We start from the raw sequence: 14,226 nt of genomic DNA, 5'->3' as shown, positions 1-14,226 counted from the left end.
GAATCCATGAGGTATGTTTAATGGACATAACAAAAATCCTGAATACGAATCGCGTTATTTTAAATATGAAAGCTACGAATAAAACGGAGGCGATTGAGGAATTAACCGATCTTTTACAAAAAGATGGCGCGATTAGTTGCCGGGAAACGTTTATTCAGGATGTCTGGCAACGTGAATCAGAAGGGTCGACCGGCTTCGAAAATCATATCGCGATACCCCATGGTAAATCCTCGGCGGTAGTTAATACCACCCTGGCGATTGGACGCACACACCACGATATTCCCTGGGAAACACTGGATGGCAGTAACGTGCGCTGCATTATTTTATTTGCTGTACGGCTTGAAGATCAAAATACGACGCATATTCGCCTGCTTTCTCAGGTGGCAGGTGCACTGGCGGATGAAGACATCATCGAGCAATTACTTGAAGAGAGCAGTCCACAAAAGATTATTGACTTGTTTAGTCAATATGCTGAATCCGATGTTTGCTAAATAAAAAGTGGGGTATGTTATGAATATTGTTTGTGTCGCTGCCTGTACGGCAGGAATTGCACATACGTATATTGCCCGCGAGAAGTTAATTAAAGGCGCGAAAGCGCTTGGGCATAATATTAAAGTTGAAACTCAGGGCACTATCGGTACTGAAAATGAGTTGCTGGCGGAAGATATTTCCGCAGCCGACGTCGTTATTCTTGCGGTCGATGTCAAAATAAAAGGAGAAGAGCGCTTCATTAATAAACGCATCGTGCGAGTTAAAACCGAAATTGTCATTAAATCACCCGTTCAGTTTCTTGAAAAGGTCGAGAAATCATTAGCTAATGCGTGATCCTTATCTGGAGGTCACATGAGTGAAAATAAAGTTCCTGTTTCGCAGGAAATAAAAAGACATCTTTTGACGGGCATCTCGTGGATGATTCCGTTAATTGTGGCAGCGGGCATTTGTATTGCCCTCGGCCAGGTACTCGGCGGCACAAACGTTGGAGAAAAAACGGGCACCATCCCCTGGATGCTCAATCAGATTGGCGGCTGGGGAATGGGGTTGATTGTCCCCCTGATCAGCGCCGCCATTGCCTACTCCATTGCTGACCGTCCCGGATTCGCGCCGGGCCTGATTGTTGGCTTTGTCTGCGGGCAGATTCATACCGGGTTTATTGGCGGGATGCTGGGTGGTTTCCTGGTGGGTTACACCGTCCTGCTGCTTAAACACTATATTCGCCTGCCGAAATCAATGCAGGGTCTGATGCCCATCATGGTGCTGCCAGTGCTGAGCACCATTATCGGCGGCCTGCTGATGATGACGCTGATCGGCAAACCCATCGCCTGGCTGCAGGAAGCGCTGATCCACATGCTGGAGTCGATGCAGGGCGGTTCACGCTTCCTGATGGGGGCCATCCTCGGTGCAATGGCGACGTTCGACTTCGGCGGCCCGGTGAACAAAACCATGTCGCTGTTCGCCGATGGGCTGCTGGTGAGTGGTGTGTACGGGCCGGAAGCGGTGAAGTTTGTCGGCTCTATTATTCCGCCGTTCGGCATCACCCTCTCGTTCCTGCTGACACGCCACAAATACACCCGCGCTGAACGTGAAGCGCTGAAAGCCGCCTTCCCGATGGGGATCTGCATGATTACCGAAGGGGTTATTCCGATTGCGGCGCGTGACCTGCTGCGCGTGGTCGGCTCCTGTGTGGTGGCCTCGGCTATTGCGGGTGGTCTGATCATGGTGTGGGGCGTGGAAAGCCCGGTGCCGCACGGTGGCATGTTCGTGGTCCCGCTGTTTACCCATCCGCTGCTGTTCTGCCTGGCGCTGGGGATCGGCACGGTTATCTGCGGCGTGATGCTGTCGCTGTGGAAGAAACCGGTGACCGAACGCGACGAAGAGTTTGACGAGCTCAGCGATAAGAAACTGAAAGACGAAGAGATCACCTTCACCCTGGAATAAACGGAGACCCTATGTTTGCCGATATGAAAAGCATGGTGACCAAAGCCTGGTGTGAACACTATGCGCTGCTCGCTATCAACTGTATGAACCTGGAAAGCGCCCGTGCGGCGGTTCGGGTTGCCGAGAAACACCGCGCACCGATCATCCTGAACCTGTATCAGGAGCATCTTGCCCATTTCCCGGCACCGGTTGCCGTGGCGGTGGTAAAAGCGTTGGCCGAGGAGGCCACGGTGCCGGTCACACTGGCGCTGGACCACGGGAAAGATCCCGCGCGCATTCGCCAGGCGTTTCGCGCCGGGTTTAGCGGGCTGATGATTGATGCGTCCGCCTTCCCGCTGGAAGAGAACGTCCGTCAGACCCGCGCGGTGGTTGAACTGGCCGCCAGCGTCGGGCTGTGTGTGGAGGGGGAGTTAGGCCATCTGGCCGATGCTCCGCGCTACGACCACGCCACCAATGCGGATCTGATGACCCAGGCCGCCGACGTCGAGCCGTTTATCCAGCAGACTGGGATTGACCTTCTGGCAGTGTCAGTCGGAACCGCGCACGGCATGTACGCCCCCGGCATCACGCCCGCCATCGATTTTCAGCGCCTGGAAGAGGTGGCTCGCAAATCGACGGTGCCGCTGGCATTGCACGGCGGCAGCGGAACCCCGTTTGACCAGATGCAGCGCTGTCCGTCCTTTGGCGTCGCCAAGATCAACGTCGGCGCTGCGGTGTTCGAAGCCGGGAAAGCCGCGCTGCTGCATACCCTGTGTCATGACAATTCTCGCGAACTGGTGGATGTGCTGATGGCCATGGAGCAGGCCAGTGAGGAAGCCATTATCCCGTATCTGCAGGCCAGCGGCGCCATCGGCAAAGCCTGATTCATTTTTCTGTCACGCCTTCTATGCCTCTGCAACGATGCACCGGCAGGGCTTGCTACACCCTGAAACTGGAGAATTAACATGTTAATTTCGATGAAAGAGTTACTGAAACCCACCCGCCAACACGGTTTCGCCATTGGTGCGTTCAACGTGGCGGACAGCTGCTTCATTCGCGCGGTGGTGGAAGAAGCGGAAGCCACCAACACGCCTGCAATTATCTCTATCCACCCCAGCGAACACGATTTTGTCGGGGATAGCTTTTTCGCCTATGTCCGCGATATCACCATGCGCAGCCCGGTGCCGTTCACCCTGCACCTGGATCATGGCGCATCGGTCGAGCATGTGCTTCGGGCAATCCAGTGCGGGTTCACCTCGGTAATGATCGACGGCTCGCTGCTGCCCTATGAGGAGAACGTGGCGTTGACCAAAGAAGTGGTGCGTCTGGCGCATGCGGTGGGCGTTTCGGTGGAAGGGGAACTGGGCACCATCGGCCAGACGGGCACGTCTGTGGAAGGCGGCGTGTCGGAAGTGACCTATACCGACCCGGCACAGGCAGAGGATTTTATTGCCCGCACCGGGGCAGATACTCTGGCGGTGGCGATCGGGACGGCACATGGTATCTATCCGAAAGGGATGCAGCCGAAGCTGCAAATGAACATTCTGCGCGACATTGCCGGGCGTCTGGATATTCCGCTGGTGCTACACGGAGGTTCGGCCAACCCGGATGTAGAAATCGCCGAGTCCGTGACCTTGGGGGTGGGCAAAATCAATATCTCCAGCGACATGAAGTACGCCTACTTCCAGAAAGTGCGTGAGATCCTTGCCAGAGAAACCTGGTGGGATCCAAACGTGATCTATCCGGATGCGATCAACGCTGCGCGAGATGTGATCCGCCACAAAATGAAGCTGTTTGGATCAACCGGGAAAGCGTCACTCTACTAAGGCCATTGAGGCGGGTTCGCCCGCCTTTTTCGCAATAAGGAAAGAGATATGTACTACCTGGGGCTGGATATCGGCGGCACGAAGATTGCGGCGGTGGTGATGGACGCACAGGGGCAGGAAATAGCCCGTTACCGTTGCCCGACGCAGAAAGCGAGTTATCCGCAGTTTGTGGAATCGGTGGTCGCCTTTATCGACCAGATTAGCGATGACATACAACTGCCGATGATGACGGGGATTGCCCTGCCGGGCAGCGTCTCGCCGCTGAGCGGTCTGATTAAGAACTCTAATATCCAGGTGATTAATGGTCGCGCGTTGCAGACGGATCTCCAGCAGTTGCTGGGGCAGACAATGGTGATGGCAAACGACGGAAACTGTTTCGCTTTGTCGGAAGCCTGTGACGGTGCGGGGCAGCAGCATGAAGTCGTGTTCGGTATCACGCTCGGTACCGGCTGCGGTGGCGGGATAGCCATTCACCGCCAGCCGTTTGTTGGCGCGTGGGGGAATGCCGCCGAGTGCGGACATATCACCCTGCCTGGCTACAGCGAGCAACTCGATGGGCCGCCAGTGCGCTGTTACTGCGGTAAAGATAACTGCGTGGAGTCGTTTGTCTCCGGGACGGGGTTGAGCGAACGCTATCAATGGCTTAACGGGCAGCATCTTACGGGCGATGCGATTATGGCGCTGGCGCAGCAGGGGGAGCCCGATGCCGTGCGGCAGGTAGCGCGGTTTCGCCAGCAGCTTGCCCGCACTCTGGCGACGGTAGTGAATCTTCTCGATCCAGGTGTGATTGTGATTGGCGGCGGGCTGTCGAATGCGGCGTTGCTTATCGCGAACCTGGACACCGAAGTGGCCCACTTCGTTTTTACCGATCATTTCTCCACCCCCATCGTGAAAGCCCATCACGGCGACAGCAGCGGCATGCGTGGCGCTGCCTGGCTTGCCATTCGAACCAGGAGAACAGAATGAAACGTTCACAGATTAACTATGCCATTGATAAAGCTCATGCCATCGCCGAGACGTTCGGGGTGTGCCTGCCGGAGTTTGCATTTTTTACCGCCGATGCCTGGCGCAAGCAGCCGCTGGGGGAGTGGGGCGAAGTGCTGGATCTGCAGTTGGGCTGGGATATCACCGATTTTGGCCGGAGTGATTTCGGCAAGATTGGCCTGACGCTGCTGACGTTGCGTAACGGCGCGCTGAATTCGAGAGCGTACCCAAAGCCGTATGCCGAAAAGATGCTGCAAATTCAGCAGGAGCAGCAGACGCCGTGGCATTTTCATACCCATAAGATGAAAGACATTCTGAACCAGGGCCGCGGCGATTTGTGTATGCAGCTCGGCTGGGCGACGGATGAGGCGCTGTTTGACGAGCGGCGCACGGTTGAAGTGAGCGTGGACGGGCGGCAACGTACGTTTAAGCCCGGCGAGACGCTGGTGTTAAAACCGGGGCAGGGGGTGTGTCTGCCGCCGCGTTTGTATCACCGTTTCTGGGCCGAGAAAACGCTTGTTCTCGGTTGGGAGATTTCGATGGTGAATGACGATAAGCGCGATAACTATTTCCTCGAACCTGGCGGGCGTTTTCCGACCATTGAGGAGGATGTCCCCGTGAAGTGGTTGTTATGCAAAGAATATGATCGTTTGAATGTGACGTGACACGAACGGTATCTTATGTGGACAGCGCGTTTTTCCCCCTTTCCCTTTTCTGTTTCTGATACTCAAATCCCTGATGTGGTCGTCGGGGATTTTTTTGAACCTTTTTCCCATCCATGGGAAAAACATGAGCGTCAATGGCTCTTGCGAAGATTTGATCAAGAGATAGCCTGCGGGAGAGGAATCTGAAACATTTCGACGCACTCCCGTTTCGCCTCTGCATTTACATCAACGCCGTGAATGTTTATTGTTACGTTATAACATATTTGAGGCATGTCGATGATCCCCGTAACTCTGTTTTCTCTGTCTGGTGCGACCCGGTTGCTGCTGGCCGTCGCGTTATTGCTGGTGCTCTGGCTCCTGACTGATTGGGCGGTCACGTTGCCATGATTGAACTTGACCATTTAGTGGCGGGATATGACCGGCTGGCCATTACCCCTGCACTCTGCGGCACGCTGGAGCGCGGAAGTATGACCGCTATTGTCGGCGCTAACGGCTGCGGCAAATCGACATTATTAAAAACGCTGGCCGGATTTTTACCTCCGGTGAGCGGCGTGCTGCGCTGGCAACCGTCACGCCCGACAATTGGCTGGCTGGCGCAGCGTCACGCGCTGGAATCACAGTTTCCGCTCACCGTTCAGGATGTGGTTTGCATGGGCTGTTGGCCGCGTATCTCCCTGTTTCGCGGCCTGAATCGTGACGCGCGTAAACGGGTTGCGCAGGGGCTGGAACGCGTGGGCTTAACGGCCATGGCGCGTGAAACCATTGATACGCTCTCCGGCGGGCAATTCCAGCGCATGTTATTTGCCCGCGTCTGGGTACAAAACGCGCCGCTGGTCATGCTGGATGAACCCTTCACCGGCATTGATGAAATTACTTCGCAGGTATTGATGGAACAAATCGTTGATATGCATCGCGAAGGGCAGACCATCCTGGCGGTGTTGCATGATAGTGAACGCGTAGCACGTTACTTTCCGCAAACCCTGCGCCTTGGCGAAAAAGCCGCGCAGTGGGGCGCATCCGCGCAGTCTCAGGCGACGGCTGAGGTGTGTAGCGCATGATTTGGCATCTCTTTTTCCAGCCGTTTATTGAATTTGGTTTTATGCGCCGCGCGCTGGTGGTTTGCATGGCGCTTTCGGTCAGCACCACTGCGCTGGGCGTCTTTTTGCTGCTGCGTCGTATGAGCCTGATGGGCGATGCGCTCTCGCACGCCATTCTGCCGGGTGTGGCGGTCGGTTACTTGCTGAATGGCATGTCGCTGCTGGCGATGAGTATTGGTGGCTTCGTTGCGGGCATCACCGTGGCGCTGGTCGCCGGCTGGGTCAGCCGACGTACGCCGCTGAAAGAGGACGCCAGCTTTGCCGGTTTTTATCTCGGCTCATTGGCGCTGGGCGTCACGCTGGTATCGTTACGTGGCTCGAACGTCGATCTGTTGCACCTGCTGTTTGGTTCGATTCTGGCGGTGGATAGTGATGCGGCGCTGTTTGTCGCGGGTGTCGCCAGCCTGACGCTGATCGTGCTGGCGGTGGGTTATCGCGGGCTGGTCAGCGAAGCGTTCGACAGTGCGTTTTTGCAGGTGAATGCATCCCGCTTGCCGGGGTTGCTGCACGGGCTGTTTCTGGCGCTGCTGGTATTAAACCTGGTCGCCGGGTTTCAGGTTCTCGGCACGCTGATGGCGGTGGGCGTCATGATGTTGCCCGCAGTGGCGGCGCGCTGTTGGGTGCGCACGCTACCGGCCTTACTGTTGCTGGCGGCGGTGACCGGCGCGCTCTGTGCCTGGCTGGGCTTAAGTTTATCGTGGATGGCGGGCCTGCCTGCTGGCCCTGCCATCGTGCTGACCGCCAGCGCGGTGTTCTTTTTTTCCGTTTTATTTGGCACGCGCAGCGGGCTGGCTCAAAGCCTGCGCGCGCTTTTAACGTAGCAAGGGGAAATGATGAAACGTACAGGGGTGATGCTGGCGCTTGCGCTGGGCTTGATGGCGCAGGGCGCGATGGCAAAAACGTTAAATGTGGTCACCAGTTTTTCGATTCTGGGCGACATTACACAAGAAGTGGGCGGCGAGCATGTAAAGGTGACGACGCTGGTCGGGCCGGATGGCGATCCGCACACCTTTGAACCTTCGGCGAAAGACAGCGCGCTGCTGAATAAAGCCGATGTGGTGGTGGTGAATGGTTTAGGGCTGGAAGGCTGGCTCGACAGGCTGGTGAAGGCTTCCGGTTTTAAAGGCCAACTGGTAGTGGCTTCAACCGGCGTATCCACGCATACGCTGGAAGAGGATGGTAAAACCGTGACCGATCCCCACGCCTGGAACAGCGCCGCCAATGGTGCGCTGTATGCACAAAATATTCTGGCCGCGCTGGTGAAAGCCGATCCGGAAGATGAAGCCGCGCTCAATGCGTCCGGCCAGCGCTATATCGCCGAATTAAAACAAATGGATAGCTGGGCGAAAGAGCGCTTCAGCGCTATCCCGCAGGCGAAACGCAAAGTGCTGACCAGCCATGATGCCTTCGGCTATTTCGCTCGTGCCTACAACGTTGAGTTTATGGCGCCGCAGGGGATCTCCTCGGAGAGCGAAGCCAGCGCAGCGCAGGTGGCGTCGCTGATTAAGCAGATCAAAGCCGATGGTGTTCACGTCTGGTTTATGGAGAACCAGCTCGATCCGCGTCTGGTGAAACAGATTGCCAGTGCGACCGGCGCGCAGCCGGGCGGTGAACTCTATCCGGAAGCGCTGAGCGCGAAAGGCGGCGTGGCGGATACTTATCAGAAAGCGTTTCGCCATAACGTTGACACTATCGCGAACAGCATGAAATAACCTCCAGTAGGCCGGATAAGCCAAGCGCCATCCGGCGAATTACCCGGCGGCCGGGCCTGTGCTTCGGGCCGCCATTTCCTCTACCGCGCTTTTTTCGGAAGCCTCCTCGTAAATTCATTAAGCCATCCCCACATTTGTCCGGAAAGTGGTATCTTTTCCGCCACGATTTTTTGTGCACGGGAGCCATCATGACGGACACTGAATTAATGCAGCTGAGTGAGCGTATCGGACAGGCGTTAAAAGCGCGCAGCGCAACGCTAACGACGGCGGAATCTTGCACCGGCGGCTGGGTTGCAAAGGTCATCACCGACATTGCCGGCAGTTCCGCCTGGTTTGAACGTGGCTTTGTTACCTACAGTAATGAAGCAAAAGCGCAAATGATTGGCGTGCAGCCCGACACGCTGGATGCGCACGGCGCGGTGAGCGAGCCGGTGGTGGTGGAAATGGCGATTGGTGCACTGAAAGCCGCGCGTGCCGATTATGCTATTTCGATCAGCGGTATCGCTGGCCCGGACGGCGGCAGTGAGGAGAAGCCGGTCGGCACCGTCTGGTTTGGTATTGCCAGCGTCAGCGGGGAAGGGATTACACGGCGCGAATGCTTTCCTGGCGACCGCGAATCCGTACGCAGGCAGGCGACGGCTTATGCGCTGCAAACCCTCTGGCAACATTTTCTACAAAAGACTTGATACTGTATGACCATACAGTATAATTGCGACAACAGAACAGTAATTCACAGCGGGGCGTAACGCGCTTCACTCTGCATGACAGGAGTAATAATGGCTATCGACGAAAACAAACAAAAGGCGCTTGCAGCTGCACTGGGTCAGATCGAAAAGCAATTCGGTAAAGGCTCCATCATGCGTCTGGGTGAAGACCGCTCCATGGATGTGGAAACTATCTCCACCGGTTCGCTCTCGCTGGATATCGCGCTGGGCGCAGGCGGTCTGCCGATGGGGCGTATCGTCGAAATCTACGGGCCGGAATCATCCGGTAAAACCACGCTGACATTGCAGGTGATTGCCGCAGCGCAGCGCGAAGGTAAAACCTGTGCGTTTATCGATGCGGAGCACGCGTTGGATCCTATCTATGCCCGTAAGCTGGGCGTTGATATCGACAACCTGCTGTGCTCCCAGCCGGACACCGGTGAGCAGGCGCTGGAGATCTGCGATGCGCTGGCGCGTTCTGGCGCAGTTGACGTGCTGGTTGTCGACTCCGTTGCGGCATTGACGCCGAAAGCGGAAATCGAAGGCGAAATCGGCGACTCTCACATGGGCCTCGCGGCACGTATGATGAGCCAGGCGATGCGTAAGCTGGCCGGTAACCTGAAACAATCCAACACGCTGCTGATCTTTATCAACCAGATCCGTATGAAAATTGGCGTGATGTTCGGTAACCCGGAAACCACCACCGGCGGTAACGCGCTGAAGTTTTACGCTTCTGTGCGCCTGGATATCCGTCGCATCGGTGCGGTAAAAGAGGGTGACAACGTTATCGGCAGCGAAACCCGCGTGAAAGTGGTGAAAAACAAAATCGCTGCGCCGTTCAAACAGGCTGAATTCCAGATCCTTTATGGTGAAGGTATCAACTTCTACGGCGAGCTGGTTGACCTCGGCGTGAAAGAGAAGCTGATCGAAAAAGCGGGTGCCTGGTACAGCTACAACGGTGAAAAAATCGGACAGGGTAAAGCGAATGCAACAACCTGGCTGAAAGAGAACCCGGCAACGGCGAAAGAGATCGAGAAAAAAGTGCGCGAGATTCTGCTCAGTAATCAGAATTCCGCTGCGGAATTCTCGGTGGATAGCAACGGCGAAGACGTTGAAGAAACCAACGAAGATTTCTGATAATCTGAACCGCAATCGAGGGCTGCTGATGCAGCCCTTTTGCTTTTCTGCGACCACAGGAATGAGCCATGTCTGATGATACTCCCCGCCGTTCTGCTCTTCCCCGTTTGCGCGATCGGGCGATGCGGATTCTGGCGATGCGCGATCACAGCGAAAAAGAGTTTCGCCGCAAACTGACGGCGCCGGTAATGGGAAAAAACGGCCCGGAGGAGCTCGACTGTACGGAAGAAGAGGTGGAACAGATTGTGGAGTGGTGCCTTGAGCACCATTTTCTCGATGATGTCCGTTTCGTGCGTCAGTTTATCGCCAGCCGGGCGCGCAAAGGCTATGGGCCGGTTCGTATTCGCCAGGAACTGAATCAAAAAGGGATCGCGCGGGAAACGACGGAGCAGACGATGCGTGAATGCGATGTCGACTGGGTCGCCAGCGCCCGCGATCAGGCGTTGCGCAAGTATGGAGAACCACTGCCGACGGAGTTTGTCGCGAAAGTAAAGGTGCAACGCTTTTTACTCTATCGTGGCTTTTTGCAGGAAGATATTCAGGAGATATGGCGAAATTTTGCCGACTGAGCGCATACGGGATTTTACTTCGCACTAAAGAAAACTTATCTTATTCCCACTTTTTCCAGTAACTGGCGCGTCTGCTATGTCATGGCGGCGGCTGGTTACCATATTTCGTTAGCTTGATTTCAGGATAATTATGAGCAAGAGCACCGCTGAGATCCGTCAGGCGTTTCTCGATTTTTTCCATAGCAAAGGACATCAGGTAGTTGCCAGCAGCTCCCTTGTGCCAAATAACGACCCGACTTTGCTGTTTACCAATGCAGGGATGAACCAGTTCAAGGATGTGTTCCTTGGGCTCGACAAACGTAATTATTCCCGCGCCACCACGGCACAGCGTTGTGTCCGTGCCGGTGGTAAACACAATGACCTGGAAAACGTCGGTTACACTGCACGTCATCACACCTTTTTTGAAATGCTGGGCAACTTCAGCTTCGGCGATTACTTCAAACATGATGCTATTCAGTATGCATGGGAACTGCTGACCGGTGAAAACTGGTTCAACCTGCCGAAAGAGCGTCTGTGGGTGACGGTGTACGAAACGGATGATGAAGCCTACGAAATTTGGGAAAAAGAAGTTGGTATCCCGCGTGAGCGTATTATTCGCATCGGTGATAACAAAGGCGCCGCTTACGCGTCTGATAACTTCTGGCAGATGGGCGATACCGGTCCGTGCGGCCCGTGTACCGAGATTTTCTACGATCACGGCGACCATATCTGGGGCGGCCCTCCGGGCAGTCCGGAAGAAGATGGCGACCGTTACATCGAAATCTGGAACATCGTCTTTATGCAGTTTAACCGCCAGGCCGATGGCACCATGGAACCGCTGCCGAAACCGTCAGTGGACACCGGTATGGGCCTGGAGCGTGTGGCAGCCGTACTGCAACATGTGAATTCCAACTATGAAATCGATCTGTTCGTTAAGCTGATCGAAGCCGTAGCGAAAGTGACCGGCGCGACGGATTTGAGCAACAAATCCCTGCGCGTTATCGCGGACCACATTCGCTCCTGTGCATTCCTTATTGCTGACGGCGTAATCCCATCAAACGAAAACCGCGGCTACGTGCTGCGTCGTATCATCCGTCGTGCTATTCGCCACGGTAACATGCTGGGCGCGAAGGACACCTTCTTCTATAAACTGGTTGCGCCGCTGATCGCTGTGATGGGCTCTGCCGGTGAAGATCTGCAACGCCAGCAGGCGCAGGTTGAACAGGTTCTGAAAACCGAAGAAGAGCAGTTTGCCCGTACTCTGGAGCGCGGTCTGGCGCTGCTGGACGAAGAGCTGGCAAAACTGAAAGGAGATACGCTGGACGGCGAAACGGTCTTCCGTCTGTACGATACCTACGGTTTCCCGATGGATCTGACAGCGGACGTTTGCCGCGAGCGTAACCTGAAAATTGATGAAGCCGGTTTTGAAGCCGCCATGGAAGAGCAGCGCCGCCGCGCCCGCGAATCCAGCGGATTTGGCGCGGACTACAACGCGATGATCCGCGTGGATAGCGCCTCAGAATTTAAAGGCTACGATCACCTGGAACTGAACGGTAAAGTGACTGCACTGTTTGTCGATGGCAAACCGGTGAACGCGATTGCTGCAGGCCAGGAAGCGGTTGTCGTGCTTGATGAAACGCCATTCTATGCAGAATCCGGCGGTCAGGTTGGTGATAAAGGTGAACTGAAAGGCAACGGTTTTGCGTTTGCCGTGCAGGATACGCAGAAATATGGTCAGGCGATTGGCCACATCGGCAAGCTGGTAACCGGGACTCTGAAAGTGGGTGACGGCGTGAAAGCGGAAGTCGACGAAGCGCGTCGCGCGCGCATCCGCCTGAACCACTCTGCAACGCACCTGATGCACGCTGCGTTGCGTACCGTTCTTGGCACCCACGTCGCGCAGAAAGGCTCGCTGGTGAATGACAAAGCGCTGCGCTTTGACTTCTCTCATTTCGAAGCCATGAAGCCGTCTGAGATCCGTGCAGTGGAAGATCTGGTGAACGCGCAGATTCGCCGTAACCTGCCGATCGAAACCAACATCATGGATCTGGAAGCCGCGAAAGCGAATGGCGCGATGGCGCTGTTTGGCGAGAAATACGATGAGCGCGTGCGGGTACTGAGCATGGGCGATTTCTCTACCGAACTGTGCGGCGGTACGCATGCTTCCCGCACTGGTGATATCGGTCTGTTCCGCATTGTGTCTGAATCCGGCACTGCCGCTGGCGTGCGTCGTATCGAAGCGGTTACCGGTGAAGGTGCGCTTGCCAGCCTGCATGCGCAGAGCGACCAACTGCACGATATCGCACAGTTGCTGAAAGGCGATAGCCAGAACCTCGGTGACAAAGTGCGTACTGTTATCGATCGTACGCGTCAGCTGGAAAAAGAGTTGCAGCAGCTTAAAGAGCAGGCGGCAGCGCAGGAGAGCGCTAACCTGTCCGGCAAAGCGATTGACCTTAACGGCGTGAAACTGCTGGTCAGCGAACTGGCAGGCGTCGAGCCGAAGATGCTGCGTACCATGGTGGACGATCTGAAGAACCAGTTGGGCGCTTCTGTTATTGTTCTCGCCACTGTGGCTGAAGGGAAAGTTTCTCTGATTGCGGGCGTCTCGAAGGATGTGACTGACCGTGTGAAAGCAGGGGATCTGGTTGGTATGGTTGCCCAGCAGGTTGGGGGCAAAGGGGGCGGACGTCCGGACATGGCGCAAGCCGGTGGTACCGATGCGGCTGCGCTTCCTGCTGCTCTTGCCAGTGTTAAAGACTGGGTAAGCGCAAAACTGTCATAACTACAAAGCGAATGCACAGGCCATAATCTTACCGATTATGGCCTTGTTGCCACTACGCTGTTGATAACAAGAAAGTCAGGTTGAAGTTGTGTATATCGGCTAAACTTACGTTTAACAGAATGTGATGCCGTGACTGCTTACACTTTACGTGTTTGTCATCGCTTACTTTTTGGCGTTATATGATGGATAATGCCGGGATACAGAGAGACCCGACTCTTTTAATCTTTCAAGGAGCAAAGAATGCTGATTCTGACTCGTCGAGTTGGTGAAACCCTCATGATTGGGGATGAGGTCACTGTGACTGTCTTAGGGGTTAAGGGTAACCAGGTACGCATTGGCGTTAATGCCCCGAAAGAAGTATCTGTTCACCGTGAAGAGATCTACCAGCGTATCCAGGCTGAAAAATCACAGCAGTCCAACTACTGATGCTATTATGCGTCTCGCGGTTGTACGGCGAGACGCAACACCTCCTCCAGATTTTCTCCTCTCCAGGTTTCCTTTTTATTTCAGCCCCGCTGATTTTTTGTATCAGACTCCTGTTTTCGTGGCAGGCTTGTTTTTGTCTTTCTTCAGCGAAGCGGCGGAAATTCTGCTGAGAAAACATCCTTTTTGGCCTTTTTACAGGCTAATTGACTGCGAAGTGTGCAAACGATTCAGGGGCTGGAAAAATTGTTTGACTTATAAGTCCCAGAAAGTAATATGTGCGCCACGCAGCGACGATGAGCTCTCAACAAGTTCTTCAAAGCACTCGAAAGAGGCGTGTGGTGAGGTGGCCGAGAGGCTGAAGGCGCTCCCCTGCTAAGGGAGTATGCGGTCAAAAGCTGCATCCGGGGTTCGAATCCCCGCCTCACCGCCAT

At 55.3% G+C, this 14,226-nt stretch carries 15 protein-coding genes and 1 tRNA gene; all 16 read left to right on the top strand.

The window, feature by feature from the left end; all coding sequences use genetic code 11:
• Positions 1 to 20 precede the first annotated feature (20 nt).
• The 16 genes from C0557_RS19665 to C0557_RS19590 all read left to right on the top strand — a co-directional run bounded on the left by C0557_RS19665 (position 21) and on the right by C0557_RS19590 (position 14,225).
• The gene (locus tag C0557_RS19665; RefSeq protein ID WP_007370547.1) at positions 21 to 491 is read left to right on the top strand and encodes a PTS sugar transporter subunit IIA; all 471 of its coding nucleotides are present in this window, start codon (positions 21 to 23) and stop codon (positions 489 to 491) included.
• 19 nt (positions 492 to 510) lie between these two features.
• Positions 511 to 825, top strand: coding sequence for a PTS fructose transporter subunit IIB (locus C0557_RS19660; RefSeq protein ID WP_039080096.1), 315 nt, complete (start codon positions 511 to 513; stop codon positions 823 to 825).
• A gap of 18 nt (positions 826 to 843) precedes the next feature.
• Positions 844 to 1,935, top strand: coding sequence for a PTS fructose transporter subunit IIC (locus C0557_RS19655; RefSeq protein WP_039080097.1), 1,092 nt, complete (start codon positions 844 to 846; stop codon positions 1,933 to 1,935).
• Between the two features lie 11 nt (positions 1,936 to 1,946).
• Complete coding sequence (locus C0557_RS19650) at positions 1,947 to 2,798, top strand: class II fructose-bisphosphate aldolase (RefSeq protein ID WP_208660365.1); 852 nt, start codon at positions 1,947 to 1,949, stop codon at positions 2,796 to 2,798.
• 81 nt (positions 2,799 to 2,879) lie between these two features.
• Positions 2,880 to 3,740, top strand: a complete 861-nt coding sequence (locus C0557_RS19645) for a ketose-bisphosphate aldolase (RefSeq protein ID WP_208660363.1) — start codon at positions 2,880 to 2,882, stop codon at positions 3,738 to 3,740.
• A 48-nt stretch (positions 3,741 to 3,788) separates the two neighbouring features.
• Positions 3,789 to 4,706 (top strand): ROK family protein, encoded by a 918-nt coding sequence (locus tag C0557_RS19640; protein WP_208660361.1) that lies wholly within the window; start codon positions 3,789 to 3,791, stop codon positions 4,704 to 4,706.
• On the top strand, positions 4,703 to 5,389 hold the full coding sequence (locus tag C0557_RS19635) for a D-lyxose/D-mannose family sugar isomerase (RefSeq protein WP_208660359.1): 687 nt from the start codon (positions 4,703 to 4,705) through the stop codon (positions 5,387 to 5,389). Before C0557_RS19640 ends, C0557_RS19635 begins: the two co-directional genes overlap by 4 nt.
• A gap of 383 nt (positions 5,390 to 5,772) precedes the next feature.
• Positions 5,773 to 6,447 (top strand): metal ABC transporter ATP-binding protein, encoded by a 675-nt coding sequence (locus C0557_RS19630; protein ID WP_074773496.1) that lies wholly within the window; start codon positions 5,773 to 5,775, stop codon positions 6,445 to 6,447.
• The gene (locus tag C0557_RS19625; protein ID WP_074773499.1) at positions 6,444 to 7,307 is read left to right on the top strand and encodes a metal ABC transporter permease; all 864 of its coding nucleotides are present in this window, start codon (positions 6,444 to 6,446) and stop codon (positions 7,305 to 7,307) included. The genes C0557_RS19630 and C0557_RS19625 overlap by 4 nt, the downstream gene beginning before the upstream one ends.
• Positions 7,308 to 7,319: 12 nt before the next feature.
• Positions 7,320 to 8,198 (top strand): metal ABC transporter substrate-binding protein, encoded by an 879-nt coding sequence (locus C0557_RS19620; protein WP_208663050.1) that lies wholly within the window; start codon positions 7,320 to 7,322, stop codon positions 8,196 to 8,198.
• A gap of 188 nt (positions 8,199 to 8,386) precedes the next feature.
• On the top strand, positions 8,387 to 8,884 hold the full coding sequence (gene pncC, locus C0557_RS19615; RefSeq protein ID WP_208660357.1) for a nicotinamide-nucleotide amidase: 498 nt from the start codon (positions 8,387 to 8,389) through the stop codon (positions 8,882 to 8,884).
• Between the two features lie 90 nt (positions 8,885 to 8,974).
• Positions 8,975 to 10,039 carry a recombinase RecA gene (recA, locus tag C0557_RS19610; RefSeq protein WP_007370558.1) on the top strand — a complete coding sequence of 355 codons (1,065 nt, stop codon included), beginning with the start codon at positions 8,975 to 8,977 and terminating at the stop codon, positions 10,037 to 10,039.
• A gap of 68 nt (positions 10,040 to 10,107) precedes the next feature.
• Positions 10,108 to 10,608, top strand: a complete 501-nt coding sequence (gene recX / locus C0557_RS19605; RefSeq protein ID WP_208660355.1) for a recombination regulator RecX — start codon at positions 10,108 to 10,110, stop codon at positions 10,606 to 10,608.
• A gap of 130 nt (positions 10,609 to 10,738) precedes the next feature.
• Entirely contained in the window at positions 10,739 to 13,369 is a 2,631-nt protein-coding gene (gene alaS / locus C0557_RS19600; RefSeq protein WP_208660353.1) for an alanine--tRNA ligase, read from the top strand.
• A 240-nt stretch (positions 13,370 to 13,609) separates the two neighbouring features.
• Entirely contained in the window at positions 13,610 to 13,795 is a 186-nt protein-coding gene (gene csrA, locus C0557_RS19595; protein WP_007370562.1) for a carbon storage regulator CsrA, read from the top strand.
• Between the two features lie 337 nt (positions 13,796 to 14,132).
• Positions 14,133 to 14,225, top strand: a tRNA-Ser gene (locus C0557_RS19590).
• Position 14,226: the final 1 nt, after the last annotated feature.

Origin of the sequence: Kosakonia sp. MUSA4, assembly GCF_013085925.1 — a bacterium.
Lineage (GTDB): Bacteria > Pseudomonadota > Gammaproteobacteria > Enterobacterales > Enterobacteriaceae > Kosakonia > Kosakonia sacchari_B.
Note: the sequence above shows the minus strand (reverse complement) of the source record. Positions and strands in the feature narration are given on the sequence as shown.